Source organism: Bradyrhizobium sp. CCGUVB4N (assembly GCF_024199945.1).
Classification (GTDB): Bacteria; Pseudomonadota; Alphaproteobacteria; order Rhizobiales; family Xanthobacteraceae; genus Bradyrhizobium.
Genome location: NZ_JANADP010000001.1, coordinates 2,142,469 through 2,157,474, shown reverse-complemented (window position 1 = coordinate 2,157,474; position 15,006 = coordinate 2,142,469). Strand labels below are relative to the sequence as shown.

The window sequence follows — 15,006 nt, the reverse complement described above, 5'->3', positions numbered from 1 at the left end:
GCTCCAACGTCTTCGTCATGTCTTCGGCGGGTCATCTGAGAACGGCCATGCCGAAGCCCGATGACGCCGCCCGCATCGAACTCGCTTAGCCCACGCTCTGATATTGCCGCACCGGATGACGACGCATCGCCGCGATGTTGATGCCGTCAAGCAGCCAGTGCAGCTCCTCCATCGTCAGCAACAGCACCGCCTCCTGACTTCGGGGCCAGTGGAATCTGTCGGCCTCCAGCCGCTTCAGCAGCATCCAAAATCCTGACCGATCATAAATCAGCAGCTTGATCCGGTCGCGGCGACGATTGCAGAACGCGAACACCGCGCGTTGGAACGGATCCAGCCCCATCGACTGCTCCACCACGATCGCCAGGCTGTTGATGCCCGCCCGGAAGTCAATCGGTTCGCGGTGAAGGTAGACCCGAAGATCAGACGCCAGTCGGAACATCGCAACGCCCCAGCGCTTCAATCACCGCCGACAGCAACTGCGCGTCGCCGCCTTCCAGCGAAAGCGTCACGCCGTTGGGCATCGATGCCGTCAGCCGCCCTGCACAGGATCGCTCCGTCGCGCAAACCGGAATAAAAGCTGGCGCAATCGGCGCCCGCGCCTCCGGCTGGTCATCCCCGTTCTGAAGTTGTCGCTTGGCCACCCACTTGCGCAGCAGGTTCGCGTTCACGCCGTGTTGCAACGCCAGCCCCGCCAGCGACACGCCAGGCTGCAGACAGGCCTCGACCGGTCGCTGTTTGCTGGCCGGATCATAGCGACGCCGGCCATTGCACAACAGCACAACACGCCGACCGTCTCAAGTCTCAAAGGTTCTTCTGGAGTGATCATCGATGGTGTCCACCTCGCTCATGGTGGACACCTCATCCCATCCCCGCGCTCACCCCATTGTCGCGGACGACGAAGCTGTATCTCCGACAGGCGAAGCTGAATGACGGAAGCATCACCGGTCACCGCTTCACAGCGATCCTCCGGGAACAACGCCAGTGTCCGTGCGCGGCCGGCGTCCTCGTCGAACACTTCGATCGCCTTGCGCCATGCCGCTGCCTGAGAGGAATTGATCTCGCCGAGATACAGCACATGCCGCTGCACCACACGGCCGTCATCGAGCCGCTTGTTCTCCACCACGTTCCAATAGTGGTGCGCCTTGCCGTTCTTCTTTCGCTCGGTGCGTCGCAGGAATATGGCGCAGCGAATCTACGCGCAACGCCACGCCCTTGGGAATCGGGTAGGTCTTCACTACAACCGTTTTCGGTCGAAAACGACGATCCAACTCCTTGCAGATCAATCGCTTAGCTCACGAAAAAATCTCAGAATCGCGATTTTCCAACGCGAATCCGCGAACTCGGGCTAACGTCCACTTATGGCCTGAACCCACGCCCCGTGTTGAAGCGCTGTCCAGAGATGGATGAGCGTGGGGTCGTTGTTTGATAGGCCTTGCGCGCACACGCCCTGCAATAGCTTTCACCCGGAAGCGCCGGCGCACCGCAAAACCGAAACTCCGGCGAGGCCGGATCCCCGATGGGCCAGCGGCATGAACTCGGCTCAAGCTCTGCCAGAGTGAGATATCGGGCCAGTGGCACGATCTCTGATGTGACCTCTACCTGCTCGTCGACATAGTCGATCTCGGGCGAGACCAAGGCCAGATTGCCGCGATGCCGAACGCTGGCCATGGGACCAAACCGTGATGATTGCTGGAGACGGGGTGAAAGTGGGGCCCGCGGTTTCGTCTCGGTTGTCACACTGCCAGAAAGACCGAGACGGTAAACCTTCCCGATCACGGCGTTTCGCGTGACGCCGCCAAGCTCGGCAGCGATCTGACTGGCGCTTAGTCCTCCCGCCCAAAGAGACTTCAGCCGTTCAGTACGCTCGTCTGTCCATCCTGCACCGTCTACTGACATCCCGTTCTCACCTGCGCATCTAGCAACCGGAGCGGTATGACGATCCATGGCGTTACCGAGATGCAGCGTTATGTTATAACATTACATCTCGGTAGCGCCAACCGGCTTAGCTTTCAAGCGCGTCACACTACTGATTGCGGTTTATCCCCAATGCCCTGGGCGCTTCGCGGACAGTCGTCCCCTCATCCAGCGAGGCGGAGCCGCGGCAATTGCGGCACTTAGAGCGTCGTGGTCTGTCGTATGCAAAACCTCAAGACCGGTCTTAGGCGCCGCAACGACGTTGGCTCGATGATGATCGCAGCAGCAATTCGTCGTCTTTATTTGAAATGAACCCATTTCGACGAGAACGCTCGGCGTTTCACTGGATCGCAGCACCTCGAAATTCGCCCGACGCGCTGGATTGTGCAGCAGAAGGATGTCCGATGCGAGGCATTCTCGAGATAATCTTGCAGGCGGCGGAGAAATAGTGCGTTTCTCGCGCGCAAGAGTTGCCAGAATGTCGGCGACCTCCTGCGAAATCTGATGGTCATGCGGCAACAGCCGATGGCCTTGCACGCCCGCCGTTCGCTCATCATCCCGTGAGCCTTCATGAGATGCACGACAGCTTTCCGCTTTCCCGCTGGCGTCACTATCCACAAAATGAGGCGCTCACCCTCGATGTTGCGACAAGGGTTACCCGGATGGACCAGGCAGAGCCTCAAACAAGGAGGGCGAGCCGTGGCTCATCATACCGAGGCCTCTGTCGGAATCGCTACGTCAAAATTGCGTAATGCGGTAGCAATTGCTGATAGCGGCCGTGGCGGCAAGGTCCGGTATCTGGGGGAGTTTCCTGCTACGGAGGCGGCGATCCGAAAGCTGGTGGCAAAGCTTGCAGCAAAATGCTGTCATTTGACGTTTTGCTACGGAGCAGGGCCGACGGGATATGGCCTCTACAGATTGCTCAAGAGCCTCGGCCATGACTGCCTGGTGGTCGCCCCCTCTCTCGTTCCGAAGAACGCCGGCGATCGAGTGAAGACGAACCGGCGCGATGCGGTAAGCCCCGCCAAGCTGTTGCGCGCTGAGTGAGCTTACCGCGGTATGGGTGTCGGACGAACACCATGAGGCTATGCGCGCTCTCGCGCGCGCCCGTCATTTAGTGAAGAAGGACCTCCAGGGCAAGCGTCAACAGATTTGGTCATTGATGCTGCGGCTGGGACGCATCTATCCGGGCAAGACAACGTGGGGACCAGGCCACATGAGATGGCCGTCGGCGCAGAAGATCGAGTACCGCGAGCAGCGCATCGCATTCGAAGAGCTATTCGAGGGAATACGCCAGGAAGGCGAATGTTTGGAGCGTTTGGAAAATGCTATCCGCGAAGTGGTGCCCGAATGGTCGCTCTCACAGGTTGTCGCGGCCCTCCAGGCGGTACGTGGGATCCATCTCATAGCGGCTGTGGGCGTGTTGGCCGAGATCGGCGATCTTCTTTCAAACCCCGCGCGAGCTGATGGGCTATCTGGGTCGCGTGCCCTCAGAAAGCTCGACCGGTACAAGGTCAAGCGCAGTGGCGTCACGAAGGCCGGTCATGGACGGGCGCGACGCATTTCTTGGCCACAGAAATAAGGTTGCTCCAATAATTTATCAGTCGGTTCGCTCCCTAGGCTGAGTAGATTCTCGGCTAGCCCAGGTTATGTCTCCAGCGCGACCGGCAGCAGTTCCAGTTTGAACAGGCAAAGAGAAAGCCGATCCCTTCGTCATCGCCTTGGCCAAGGTGCACGGCTACACGGTCATTACCGAAAAAAAGGTATCGGCAGCTGGGTAAACCCCGGCGTCTGCAACGCCAAGGGCAGGCTTGTCGCAGATCCAACGTCTGGCGAACAATTTGGGTCTAGCGAACTCAGCGATAAGACTGAGACAGCCTCCGTCGATCCTAAAGGCAACGGCGCCATTCGACATTCGCTATTTGTTGTGCAGCAGCCGGTCATCTTAAGCCGAAGGAGTGAGCTGGGCCTCGGTGCTGGAAGCCTCCGAAAGCGGGGCGCGACGGCGTTGAGGTCAAATTGGCTTCGGTCTGTTTCGCTCTGCGGTCGTGAGTGGCTTGGCAAGATTTCTCAGGATCGCGGCGCGGCACTTGACAAAAAGCTCTTTCGTATATGACCCGCCGAAGTAGTCCAGAACGAAGGTGCCGGCGTAAGGAGGATCATCAGCGAAGTCACTGATCAGACTATCAAGGATTGGGCCGACTTCGCGGATGCGGTCGTCGTAGCGGGCGCGGATAACGTTAACCGCATTCATCGAGTGAACCGCCTCGTCGGCGATCACTTCTCTCAGCCAGCCAAGGAATCTGTCGTTCCGAAGTCTGACATAAAACTCCCTTTCTGTAGCATAGGCGTGGCAAGTACACATTTCATCAAATGCGATCATAACCATTAGAGAGAATTCGTCTTTCAAGTATTCACTGATCGAACTAAAATTATGGGATCGATCGTTCAATCTCTCCCGAAGATTCTCTTCGGATCCGCCAGCGACGAGTTCTATGATTTGGACGAAGCCATCGGTGTGACGCTCTTCATCCGCAGCCCAGGCGTCAAAGAATGCCTCAGCTTCGTCGGTAACGATCAAGCTACGAATGGACAGTTCTTTTTTCAAATGCCTCGCGTCATATTCCGTATACAAATCCGGCCACAACTTGTCCCAACGCGCGCGTACAATAGATGGCTCGGCAGCGAACATCGCGGGCGTCAAACCATTGAACAATACCTTGGGACTCCAGTTCCGTCGAACCGGCGTGATCATCCGACTACTCCGAATCACGCGCTTGTGGGACACTGTTTTTTCGTTCCGATTTTTCGTTCCGAACGCGCGCATAGCATCTTGCTACACAAAGTAGCATGTTGTCGCCTCCTTGTTTTGGTAGGATACAACTCCGTGCTACACTCCTGCAGCTGCACTTGAAGCCCCCTCGCGAGCGTCACCAATCTGCCGCGCCTCGATCATCGATACCGAGGACAGCCTCGCAGAACGTTTCTTCTCGCGGATCGCTCGGCGCCCCCACCCGAGCAAGTCGTTTCGACTAAGTCCAAACACACCAAGATCGCAGCAAGTGATTTTGCCAGAGCGAAGTAGGTTAAGGAGAAAACACATGCCACAGGCCGTGACCGCCAAATCCGTGCACCCATCAAGCGCCCGAATGGGAATGCAACGGCGCTTCGCGGTGTCCTCTGCCTTCCATTAACCAGATGATGTTGACGTTCGAATGTGCACGTTTTTCGTCAGGTCGCCAGCCCGGCTCGCCCCACAGCATCGAAGTGCTGGTGCCTCCCCGATCGATTCTCCGGAATCCTCAAACCAATCAGTACCTGTGGTGCATTTCCGCCGGTCTAAGCCGCAAGATCGAGTGGCATGTCAATTGCTTCGATGAAGCCGAACCATCGCTCCACGCGAAGCAACCCTGAGAGGACGCACATGCTTGGAATTGGAAGTAAGTTGCCGCCGTTCGAAGTCACGGGCGTGAAGCCCGGCTTTCACCTGCAGGAAGAGAAGGGGCAGAGCGCGTTCGAGACGTTGACTCAAGAGAGCTTTCCCGAAAAATGGAAAATCATCTTCTTCTACCCCAAGGATTTCACGTTCGTCTGCCCGACCGAAATCGCCGAGTTTGCCCGGCTATCCAGGGACTTTGCCGATCGCGATGCGATCGTGCTTGGCGGCTCAACCGACAACGAATTCTGCAAGCTCGCTTGGCGCCGCGAGCACAAAGACCTGCATCGCCTTCCGATCTGGCAATTTTCTGACTCCAAAGGCGCCCTTGTCGATGGCCTTGGCGTGCGCTCGCCTGAGGGCGTCGCCCATCGCTACACGTTCATCGTCGATCGGGAGAATACGATCCAGCATGTCTATGCGACCAACCTGAATGTCGGCCGCAGCCCGAAAGACACGCTGCGGGTCCTGGACGCGCTGCAAACCGATGAGCTCTGCCCCTGCAATCGCGAAATCGGCGGCGAGACGCTGCAGCTCGCCTGAGGCAACATGTCAATCGAGCAGTTGAGGGATCAAATTCCGGATTGCGCCAAGGACGTCTGACTCCGGCGCCAACGATGACCGATGAGACGCTTTTACCGCAAAGCAAATACGGTCTGTTGCTGGCGAGCGCGATTGCGACTCGCAACTCACTGTCATAGAGGCGATGGTATCCGCGGCGGCCGTCGTGATCACACCAGCGGCGATCGCAGCAGCGAAATGTGCGGCTGCCGTGATGGCGATGAACAAGGTTTAATAGCGCTTCGTTCACCTCGCATCCAATCCGGAATACAAGGCGATGCTGGTGCGGTTACGCGCGAATGTTGTCGCGCCCCCGTTGTGAACAGGGTCAAATTTCAAGTTGTGGTCGTAGGCAGTCTTCGTGGTAAATGGTGCGGCGACTGCATGGACGCTCGTGAGAAAACGCTGCGGGAGCCCGGCATCAGCTCGGCGGTGGTCCAAACGGCGGTGCACTTTGCCACGATAGTGCAGTCGATCGCGGTCAGAATCAAGGCGATCGTGCGTAGCTTAGTTCGGGGATGATCCACCATTTCCTCGCTCTAGGACAAAGGGCCTGGGGTAGGCCGACACAGGCCGGAGATGGGCCGGGATTGGTGCGGACCAGAGCCGCAGCGCGGCTACGCGCGGCAACCGTTTCCGCCTTTTTACGACATGGCTTGGCGGCCTGGGGGCTGTAGTCCCGATCGGGCGCACGCGTCGAGCGCATGCCTCAAAAAGAGCAACATGCTTGCCGAGCCGGAGTTCGCGAGAAGGACCGGAGGTCAGATAAACCCGACGAACGGGTAACTGCGTTGTCAGACCAGGGTGGTTGGCGCACGAGACAGGCGCGCCGAAGACGCGCGATCCAAAGCGGGTAACGGCGGACACCATTCGGTCCAAAGCCGCCACCTTCCCGACCAACGCCAGCCTCTCCAGCGAGTGCCGAGCCTGCCGCGCCGACCTCTTCAGTTCCATCACCTATCTCGCCCAAGCCTGCCAATTGAGCTCCGACCAAACGAGCGTTTATAAGAAAATCGCTGCGAGCGTGCCCACCGCGCCGCAAACCAGCCCGATCAGTGAGCCGGTTGTAGGCACGTCGCGGAACAGCAGAAATGTGAGAATGGGCTCCACCACTAAAATCGATCCCACCGATATCGCGACAATTATCCAAATGTTCTTGAGATGCATGTAGCCGATGGCGTATCCAAAGACGAGCAGGATGCCGCCCAACGTTATCAGCAGGAACATCGGCAGAAGCGTTGTTAGAGGCGCACTCACCGTTCCAAATTTCTTTGAGGCAATCAATTCGGCGATTATTGAAAGGGCTTCTCCTACAAAAATTGCCGCTACTGCTACAATTTTCAACATTGAACTCAATTCCCACGTTCAGTTTGATCGGAAGGGGTGTTGGGAAATTCTCCAAGTCGGCGCCTTCCTAGCTCGTCCCTTGCTCAGCCGCATCCGCTGACTTGCACCTTAGCCAGATCATGCATGAAGGCGAGGTGCTTATCGAAAAGAGAACGTCGCAAGGTGGCGGATCAAAGACGACAGCGCGTCCCTTTGACGGACTTCAGTCAACATAATCAAGATGGATTCGGCACGAGCCGAGGTTGAGCCGAACGAGTGGCGCGAACCCGGTGGAAGTGCGTTCACTAGCTACTCTCGGGCGCAAGAATCGCGGCTCTGAAGGGCGCGTCAACCATGCAGGCAAGCGATAAGCCCCGCCGGGGACCGTCGGGGCTTATCGAGCCAAGGTTACTCTGGAAGTGGCTACCTTTTTTAGTGACTGCTCGTCCAGAGCGCGACCGAAGCTCATGAGGTTGTCAACAATGACGTCGAGCCCGACCCACCGCGTCATTCCGCTGCTGCCTTTGTAGCGGCCTCGATCGAGCCGTGCCGCCGCTTGGCCACGCTGATCGCCCCTTGTCCGCGATGCACAGCGTCGCGTGATGGTGGAATTGGCTTCTCGTGCGGCTGGTGGGAGTCGATGCGCAAGTATCTGTTGGGGCCGCGCTTGCGACCGCGCTCGATACGGCCGCCAAATTCTGCGTCGTCCTCGACTGCCCCCCGGGCGCTCGCGCCTCCGAAGTCTTTCCGCAAAGACGCCAGATGTCGAGAGAGGCAAACCGCCGCCGCGACCTCGTCAAGAAGATCACGATTGGGGCAGTACGGGATCGAGCTCCTCTTGCTCCAACCACTTGGCGTCATCACGTCGAAGATAGTCGATGAGATCCGAAATAGCTGACGTGACAGGTCCGGCGGGCAATCTCAGTCTTTCTGTCGGCGCCTTCCCTAGCCTATCGGCCAGATCCGCAGACATGAGATGGGGCTTGAGCGCCCTACTGATTGAGGTCTCGATGGTGCAGAAGATCCAAGTGCCATCCGGGTCGATATCCGACCAATGGTAAAATGGAACGTCGGTAGGCAGGGTCGTCGCTAGGGTTCTTAGGGCGTCCTGCGTCGCCATTGAAGGGTATCCGCCGACGTAGATGGTGACGCCGGCGCGCTCCGGGTCGGCCTCCCTGACATGACGATTGAAGCTGGCGAAGTTCTCGATCGTCAAAACATACTGGGGCTTTTCTCGAACCCTGAGACGTCGGACCTCGTCCGGTGAAATGCCGAAATACTTCGGCCCTGCGGCCGATAACTCGGCCACGTCAAAATCGAGCCGGCCGGAGATCAGCATTGGGGGGGCGAACTTCTCAAGTCCTAGTGTCCGAAGCGCATCTCTTGGGCGAGCGCCCGGCGGAAGCTCCAATGCTCCGCTCAACAGCCTGACCACGGGTCCTTCCAGCCTTTCGAGCCGCTTACTTTCCCCGCCGAAGCGACGGGAAAACGTCCGATAGTCTAGGCCTGCGTGCTTGCCCTCCAATATAGCCTTCGCCATCACGAAGGCAGGCCTTAGGCGATCCACGTCGTCCAGCGAGAAGCCCTGCCATTCGCGCCCGCGTGACCAAGCCAACCGAAGCCCATCCACCGCGCCCTGAAATTCAACAGGCAGTTCCAGTCCGTCGAACAGGCGGTTAGCGGCCACCTCCATCAGCTCTCCGACCGGTCTCCGTTCGAGAAGTTCGTAGACCGGCGGGGCGTTCTCCAGCCTGACGTGCTTGATCTGCTCACTTTTGAGTCCACGCCCCCTGGCGATCCGGATCCCTCCGCGTCCTTCCGCATCGCGGAGCTCCTTGATGAACTTGTCCATCTGGGCAACATTGAGAAACCCGTCATAGTCCGGATAAGCGATCGGGCTTTCGGCGCCGCCTTCAAAACGGTCTAGAAGATCCGACATTAGCAGGCGCGCGTCGGTGAACTGCCTCGGCATCCTATTCTGCGGCCATCGTTTTGAGCTCGTCATCGGACATGCGATCGGGGTCCATCGCCTGGAGTTCTCTACGAGCTCGCTCCTTGAGCTCGGCCACCGTAACCCGAGCGTTTTCACCAATTCGATCGACTTCGATCACAGTATCGATATGTTCTAGAACGGCGATCCTCTTTTCGTTTGGCGCGGCAATGATGATCTGGAGACCGAGCTTCTTGTAAAAGCTCATCATCTGCCGTTGATTCTTTCCATCCATCTTCGAGAACGCCTCGTCGAAAATCGCCACCGACATGCCCGATGGACGTCCCGCTCCGGACTTCCCGCTACGGTAGACCGACGCGAGCGACGCTCCGATGGCCACATAGATCGGGACTTGTTGCTCGGCGCCCGACCCGGTTCCCCGGCGCGTCTCCCATCGCGTCGGTCGACCAGTAACGATGTCCGTCATGTGGATCTCGAAAGTGAAGAAGTTGCGGTAATCCTCGAACAGACCGAAATCCTTCTCCGGATCCTCGAGCAACGCCTCGATCTCCCGCAGCGTGTCGCGATGAGGAAAGTCGTCCGGAACCTCGTCCCCTTTGAACAGCATGTCGAGCGCCTCTGGCGAGGTCTTACCGATCTCGACGACCTTCAATATCGGCTGAAATTCGACCAGGCGCGTATGGTGAAATGAATACCGTTCGTTGTGGAACGGATGATCGGCCAGGCCGATATTCATGGCCGAGAGCTCGCGCTCCATCTTGCTGATACGCGACGTGAGAGCGTTGATGAACTCGCCTCGCAACAGCGTCTTCGCCTTATCGGCCGCCTCCGCCGCCTGTCTCTCGTACCGCCGTAGTTCGTTCTCCTCCATTTCCTGAATCAGCGTCTCCATCCACGGTCGCACTTCCTGCAGAGGCTCACTCTCGGTCCCCACCTGCGACACGACGCCGAATTGGTCGAAATAATCTCCGAGCGCCTGTCGCATGCGACGCTCGATCTTGATCCGATCATCATCCGCCCCGGTCGCCGCTTTCGACGCTTCGAACGCGATCGTCCTGTGCCTATCCAGAACGGCTCGTGTCGATAGTTTTTCGAAACGAGACCGATAAGCCGCGCGCCCGGACTGCCGATCGTATAGCTTTCGATACTGCCCGTACGAAGCCCAGGCTACCCTTGCCCCCAGCTTCGAGCCCGAAGTCCCCTCTCCCGACTCGATGGTGTGCATCGCGATGTCGGCCGCCCTTGTGTGCTTACGATGCGCGTCCTCTTGCGGAGTCCTCTGTCCTGCACGATGCCGCTTCAGTTCCAACTGGGCTTGTCGTTTTTGCTTCAGGCCGCCGTCACCGGCGCCGTCCAACGCAGCGATACGTTGCTCGAATTCTTTCCGCTCCAGTTCCGACTTTTCGTAGTCCGCGACGATGGTTTTGAACGACGGCAGCTTGTCGTCGAAGATTCTTCCAAGCTGGACGTACGCCGCATCGGCGAACTTGGCCGCACCATCCGACCTTGCGTGCGCATCGGAAAGCTGTTCGGCCTGCTCCTTCAAATCGCGAAACGCTTGGGTCTGCGCCGCCTTGCCGATCTTGAAGTCAGAAGGCTCGGCCGCGCGGTGCGTTCGCACCAAACCATCGTCGTAAAGACCGTCCTTCATGATCGCCCGCCCGGGTTCGTTGAATTGGGCGATCGTATCCGCCAGCCGCACCGTCCCGTGCCTTCGGATGATGAACGCAATGGCATCCCGATCGTCGGACTTGAAAAGCGCTGGAAATGTTCCAGCACGCGGACCGGGACCGTTCGGATCGAGCTTGTTCAAGCTCACCAACGAAGCACGCCGGAATTCACGGCGTCCGTCTTTGAAGATGGCCGTGGCGCGAGCGATATCGGACCGATCGACGAAGACGGCCTCCCGGTCTCGGCCCAAGAGGCCCTCTGCCGCTGCCGTCCAGGCGACGTCCGATAGCTCGATGAGGTTACACAGCACGCGGGGCGACATCCCGGCTTGCCGCAACTTGAGACATAAGCGCTCCGTGTCTTCGTGCAGATAAATCGAACTTCCGCCGCTCGCATGCTGTCGAAGCCGCTCCTCGAGCAACAGTGCCCGGCCCTTTTCGTCCTCGGCCTTCCGGATCAGATCGCGGCGTGCTTGGTCGACCTTCATTACCAACACTCGGTCGGAGGCAATCAGTCGAATTTCCGCATCCAGCAAGCCACCGGTCGGCCGCTCGATCGACGCGCCGACCGCGGCCCGCGTCAGCCCGGAGATCAGCGGGATAAACTCGTCGAAGCCAAAATCCCTCATGGCGACCAGGGCCTGCAGAGAACGGACGGAATCCAACCTTCGCTCGAATTCGATGCTTGCACGGTGCCCCGCCTGCAAGGCGGAAGTCAGCGACTGAGAGAGCGCGCTGCGTCCGCTCTTTGCGTCGTGCTCGGAGATCGCAATGTCCAACCTTCTGATTTCGGCCTCGATCGCTCTCAAGTCGTCATCGATGAAATCCATCTCGGCCTTGGCCGCATCGCGCTTGGCCGCCTCCTCCGTGAACTTCGCGACTTCCGCGAGGTAGGCCGTACGTGCGCCGAACCAATTGGCACGTTTCGATATCCACTGTTCCAGAGCCTTGCGCTCGTGGGAGTCGGCAAGTTCCGCAAGAATGGCTTTCAGCGCCACCAGTGCCTCCAGCTTCTCTCGCATCGTCCGGATCGTATCGTTGATATTCCGGTAGGTTCGGATCGACTCCCGGAGCTCTCCCACCTTCATATTGTTCTTTTCGAGAATGTAATTGCGCACGAATTCGGTGGCGGTCTGATCGTGATCCAGCGTCATTGCGTTCACGACGGCCTTTTGAAGCGAGTTTGCGTTCTGCTCTCCGACGACGGAAGCATGCGGAACCAGCTTGCGCATATACTCTCGGACGTAGTCGATCGCCTTGTCCCGGTGATTGACGAGATTGTCTTGTCCGACGGCTGAGACGATCCTGTTGCGAACGTCGTCCCATTCTGCCGCAAATCGCTTGCCTTCCCTCACCTCGATGAAGTCCGCCGCCTTCAATATCTTGCCGGTGACGACGAAGCGGCCGAGGACGGTTTCGTTGGTCTCCGACCGGCGGGCCTCTATCGCCATTCCGATCGTGACCGGAGGCCGCTTGCCTTCGGTGTCTACGAATCCGAGACAAATGTAGGTGCGAGCCTGCTCTCTCTTGCGCTCATCCTCCCCCAAGGCGCCAAGGCAATAGTCCACGATGGTTCGCTTGGATGCGCTACGGCTTTTTCCCTTGTCGCCGGCGACCGCATTGAGCCGCTGAACGTTCTTGTTACCGCCGGTCAACACGACCTGGGCCATGTCGAGTATGGTCGACTTGCCCGACCTGTTCTCGCCGAAAACGCCCACATGGCCGGTCAGATCGAAATCTTCGACGTCGAAGAGGTGCCAATTGACCATGGATACATGACGCAACTCCATCACGATTCGTCTCCATCGACCATCTGGGGCACGCCCACCTCCTGAGATCGGACGTAGCGTTCGATCCGCTGCAGGGCGTCCGAACCGCTGATCAGCTTGATCATCGGACGGATCGCGACTTCGAAGTCCTGCGCCTCGCTGTCGAAATCTCCGACATCGACGAGGCTCCTTTGAGACGCTTCCTTCAATATCTCCCGAAAACGACCGAGCGAGATCGCGCCCGATCCGTTCGGTTGGACCATGTCTTTGTAGCGGTCGAACAGGTCGTTCACCGTCGTGACGACTATGGCGCGGTCTTCGACAGCGCCGACGTTGACTTCGTCCTGCCAGTGCGCGGCCAGCACCAGGACAACGATGGTCTCGTCGAGTTTCATGCGTGGCAGTGGCACGTCTTCACCGACAGCGACGATCCCGGCCCACTGGGCCGCGGTGTCCCGATGCACCCGGTAACCGCAACTGTCGAAGAATTCATCGATGACCGACCGAAAGCGGCCGTCCATGATCACATTGTAGATCGTACCGGTTCGCGGATCGCCGGCGAAGAGAAACTGCCGCCTCAACAGGAAATGCATTGCCTTCCTGAGGTCGGCAGCTTTTTCCGCACCCAAGCTGCGCTCGATCGCCTCGAATTCACTGAGCATGGCGGCGCCTCGCAGGGGCATGGCGCCGGACAATGAAATTGGAGCACCGGAGCCATTCGCTATCATGAGGGGGCGAGTCCGGCGCAAACTCCAATTCGAAATGAAGGCCAACCTCCGGCGGAATTTCGTTGGTCAAAACAAACCTACGAGCGGCATCGAAGGCAAGGAAATCGTCGACCGTCTCGAGTACCATAAATCGTGCTTCTCTCGTCCCCGCGACGGGCACCTGGGTTTCGAGGAAGCGTTGAACCTCCTTGGGGCCGGGCGCAATTCTCTCGATATATCGCCTGCGCAATTTCTTCCGGAGTTCGTGGAGGGGATCGTCGGGCCAATCGCCCAAGGGCTTCAGTTCGATAGATTTGCGCGGCTCGCGGCTCGGTGCATGGTGGAATTCCGACCACGGCGAACGAAGCGGCTCGAGACTCCATTCGACGGTGGCGTTCGCGTGCCGCCCTCGCGCGATGAGCCCATCGAGCCGGCGCACCAGATCCCCTGCCCGTCCTACCAGGCCGCGGGTGCCGCGCTCGGCGTATTTGATTGTGTTGCGGACGCGTGCCTCGAGTTGGCGCCGGAAGGCCTCGATCCGTTCGAACATTTCGCCGATATGACCGAAGGTGCTTTCGATCGCGAGTAGATCGCTCTCGACATCTAGGTTGGCCTCCGACATCGATGGCGAAAGGCCCGCGGTGACGTACTCCTCGGAAAGCACCTTCATGGTCGCGGGCGTATAAGCAATCCGCCTCGCGAGATCGATGATGGTGTCCCTGAACCGGTAAGGATGATTGAACGTCAATATCGACTCAAAATCCCTCAGCAGAAGCTGCTCTACGAATTCCTCGAAGAAGGCCTCGAGCCGATCGCCGACCGTCTTGGATTCCATGACGGTACGGCGGATGCGTTTCAGGTCCGACAGGATGGCGCGTAGGCTCTTGGTGAATTGGTCGACCTGGTTGCGTGCCTCCCGCAGCGCCAGCGCGACCTGCCGTTGCTTCCTGTCGACGACCGTTGGATTGAGCTTCTCCACGGCCTCGAGATTCACACGGACGGTAACGATGAGGCCGCCGAACCTCTGAGAGACGTCCTTGTTCAGGCTGGCCAGACGTTGGATCACTAGAAGTGGTCCCATCGACATGTCGACGGTAACGCGTAGGCCGTACTCCTCCTCTTCGAGCCAGCCCCAAGCGACCAGCCGCTGATAGAGTTGGCGAGCGATGATCAGAGCCCGGTCCGCCGTCTCGGTCTTGCTCGCCGCGGCGCGCTTGATCCGTCTGCGCCCTGCGGACACGACCTCGGGCAGTGGCTCGCCGAAGTCGTCACTCTCGTTCCAAAGCGCCGGATTGGCCCGCATCACGTCGTAAATTGCGTGCGTGACCTCTTGGGGAGTGGGAAAGGCCGGGGCTCCGGTGAAAAAGCGGTCGTGTAAGTCCAACAAGACGAGAGAGTAAAGATGCTTATGATCTCGCGAAAATGCTAGAAATAGATCGTCATTGAGGTGTCGGAACAGCAAAACGGCCCCCTCCCGGCAATCGCCCCGAACTACCGGGACGCACCGATATCGTTCCCTTTCCGTTCATGTTATCGGGACAAGCTGCGGTTGTCCATCCTTCGAAGGATTGCAGAGACCTTGGGTACCTAACCGCGCTTTCAGTCACCCTGTCCCGATGATTGGGAACACCCAAGTTCGTGTTGTAGCCTCGTGCCCGGACGAAACGCGAAT

15 protein-coding genes and 3 pseudogenes are annotated in these 15,006 nt (G+C 58.7%); 5 read left to right on the top strand and 13 right to left on the bottom strand.

The annotated features are described in order from the left end of the window. Positions 1–85: 85 nt before the first annotated feature. From tnpB to NLM31_RS43415, 5 genes and pseudogenes are all read right to left on the bottom strand, one after another. Positions 86–439 (bottom strand): IS66 family insertion sequence element accessory protein TnpB, encoded by a 354-nt coding sequence (gene tnpB, locus NLM31_RS09680; protein ID WP_254192118.1) that lies wholly within the window; start codon positions 437–439, stop codon positions 86–88. Continuing rightward, entirely contained in the window at positions 420–779 is a 360-nt protein-coding gene (locus NLM31_RS09675) for a transposase (RefSeq protein ID WP_254192117.1), read from the bottom strand. Before NLM31_RS09675 ends, tnpB begins: the two co-directional genes overlap by 20 nt. A 65-nt stretch (positions 780–844) precedes the next feature. Then, positions 845–1,123, bottom strand: coding sequence for a hypothetical protein (locus NLM31_RS09670; RefSeq protein WP_254192116.1), 279 nt, complete (start codon positions 1,121–1,123; stop codon positions 845–847). A 233-nt stretch (positions 1,124–1,356) separates the two neighbouring features. Next, positions 1,357–1,896: a GcrA family cell cycle regulator gene (locus tag NLM31_RS09665; protein WP_254192115.1), complete on the bottom strand. Its 540-nt coding sequence runs from the start codon at positions 1,894–1,896 to the stop codon at positions 1,357–1,359. Between the two features lie 512 nt (positions 1,897–2,408). After that, positions 2,409–2,528, bottom strand: a pseudogene (locus tag NLM31_RS43415) (IS3 family transposase); the annotation flags it as partial. 85 nt (positions 2,529–2,613) lie between these two features. Here NLM31_RS43415 and NLM31_RS09660 point away from each other — a divergent pair. From NLM31_RS09660 to NLM31_RS43410, 3 genes are all read left to right on the top strand, one after another. Further along, positions 2,614–2,961: a hypothetical protein gene (locus NLM31_RS09660; RefSeq protein WP_254128946.1), complete on the top strand. Its 348-nt coding sequence runs from the start codon at positions 2,614–2,616 to the stop codon at positions 2,959–2,961. A 40-nt stretch (positions 2,962–3,001) separates the two neighbouring features. Continuing rightward, a complete protein-coding gene (locus NLM31_RS09655) occupies positions 3,002–3,496 on the top strand; it encodes a hypothetical protein (protein WP_254192114.1) in 495 nt (164 codons plus the stop codon). Positions 3,497–3,635: 139 nt separating this feature from the next. Next, positions 3,636–3,695: a hypothetical protein gene (locus tag NLM31_RS43410; RefSeq protein ID WP_375143638.1), complete on the top strand. Its 60-nt coding sequence runs from the start codon at positions 3,636–3,638 to the stop codon at positions 3,693–3,695. A 233-nt stretch (positions 3,696–3,928) separates the two neighbouring features. Here NLM31_RS43410 and NLM31_RS09650 read toward each other — a convergent pair whose 3' ends face one another. Then, positions 3,929–4,669, bottom strand: coding sequence for a hypothetical protein (locus tag NLM31_RS09650; protein ID WP_254128944.1), 741 nt, complete (start codon positions 4,667–4,669; stop codon positions 3,929–3,931). 669 nt (positions 4,670–5,338) lie between these two features. Here NLM31_RS09650 and NLM31_RS09645 point away from each other — a divergent pair. After that, complete coding sequence (locus tag NLM31_RS09645; RefSeq protein WP_254192113.1) at positions 5,339–5,893, top strand: peroxiredoxin; 555 nt, start codon at positions 5,339–5,341, stop codon at positions 5,891–5,893. Between the two features lie 6 nt (positions 5,894–5,899). Beyond that, positions 5,900–6,433: pseudogene (locus NLM31_RS09640) on the top strand (alkyl hydroperoxide reductase). On the opposite strand, the gene NLM31_RS09635 reads toward NLM31_RS09640, so the two are convergent. From NLM31_RS09635 to NLM31_RS09605, 7 genes and pseudogenes are all read right to left on the bottom strand, one after another. Then, complete coding sequence (locus tag NLM31_RS09635) at positions 6,419–6,781, bottom strand: hypothetical protein (protein ID WP_254196163.1); 363 nt, start codon at positions 6,779–6,781, stop codon at positions 6,419–6,421. The pseudogene NLM31_RS09640 and the gene NLM31_RS09635 sit on opposite strands and share 15 nt — an antisense overlap. A gap of 132 nt (positions 6,782–6,913) precedes the next feature. Then, entirely contained in the window at positions 6,914–7,258 is a 345-nt protein-coding gene (locus NLM31_RS09630) for a hypothetical protein (RefSeq protein WP_254128942.1), read from the bottom strand. Positions 7,259–7,631: 373 nt separating this feature from the next. Beyond that, positions 7,632–7,816: pseudogene (locus NLM31_RS09625) on the bottom strand (hypothetical protein); the annotation flags it as partial. 226 nt (positions 7,817–8,042) lie between these two features. Then, positions 8,043–9,209 carry a Wadjet anti-phage system protein JetD domain-containing protein gene (locus NLM31_RS09620; RefSeq protein WP_254128941.1) on the bottom strand — a complete coding sequence of 389 codons (1,167 nt, stop codon included), beginning with the start codon at positions 9,207–9,209 and terminating at the stop codon, positions 8,043–8,045. Position 9,210: 1 nt separating this feature from the next. Then, positions 9,211–12,648, bottom strand: coding sequence for an SbcC/MukB-like Walker B domain-containing protein (locus NLM31_RS09615; protein WP_254196162.1), 3,438 nt, complete (start codon positions 12,646–12,648; stop codon positions 9,211–9,213). Further along, the gene (locus NLM31_RS09610) at positions 12,648–13,289 is read right to left on the bottom strand and encodes a DUF4194 domain-containing protein (RefSeq protein ID WP_254128940.1); all 642 of its coding nucleotides are present in this window, start codon (positions 13,287–13,289) and stop codon (positions 12,648–12,650) included. Before NLM31_RS09610 ends, NLM31_RS09615 begins: the two co-directional genes overlap by 1 nt. Next, positions 13,279–14,796 (bottom strand): Wadjet anti-phage system protein JetA family protein, encoded by a 1,518-nt coding sequence (locus tag NLM31_RS09605; protein WP_254192112.1) that lies wholly within the window; start codon positions 14,794–14,796, stop codon positions 13,279–13,281. Before NLM31_RS09605 ends, NLM31_RS09610 begins: the two co-directional genes overlap by 11 nt. Positions 14,797–15,006: the final 210 nt, after the last annotated feature.

What these genes read in the sequence shown, in the direction of transcription:
- NLM31_RS09620 (WP_254128941.1), bottom strand. Translation starts at nt 9,209, where the DNA reads ATGCCGAGGCAGTTCACCGACGCGCGCCTGCTAATGTCGGATCTTCTA.
- NLM31_RS09650 (WP_254128944.1), bottom strand. Translation starts at nt 4,669, where the DNA reads ATGATCACGCCGGTTCGACGGAACTGGAGTCCCAAGGTATTGTTCAAT.
- NLM31_RS09645 (WP_254192113.1), top strand. Translation starts at nt 5,339, where the DNA reads ATGCTTGGAATTGGAAGTAAGTTGCCGCCGTTCGAAGTCACGGGCGTG.
- NLM31_RS09615 (WP_254196162.1), bottom strand. Translation starts at nt 12,648, where the DNA reads ATGGAGTTGCGTCATGTATCCATGGTCAATTGGCACCTCTTCGACGTC.
- tnpB (WP_254192118.1), bottom strand. Translation starts at nt 439, where the DNA reads ATGTTCCGACTGGCGTCTGATCTTCGGGTCTACCTTCACCGCGAACCG.
- NLM31_RS09665 (WP_254192115.1), bottom strand. Translation starts at nt 1,896, where the DNA reads ATGTCAGTAGACGGTGCAGGATGGACAGACGAGCGTACTGAACGGCTG.
- NLM31_RS09610 (WP_254128940.1), bottom strand. Translation starts at nt 13,289, where the DNA reads ATGCTCAGTGAATTCGAGGCGATCGAGCGCAGCTTGGGTGCGGAAAAA.
- NLM31_RS09635 (WP_254196163.1), bottom strand. Translation starts at nt 6,781, where the DNA reads ATGGTGTCCGCCGTTACCCGCTTTGGATCGCGCGTCTTCGGCGCGCCT.
- NLM31_RS09655 (WP_254192114.1), top strand. Translation starts at nt 3,002, where the DNA reads ATGCGCGCTCTCGCGCGCGCCCGTCATTTAGTGAAGAAGGACCTCCAG.
- NLM31_RS09630 (WP_254128942.1), bottom strand. Translation starts at nt 7,258, where the DNA reads ATGTTGAAAATTGTAGCAGTAGCGGCAATTTTTGTAGGAGAAGCCCTT.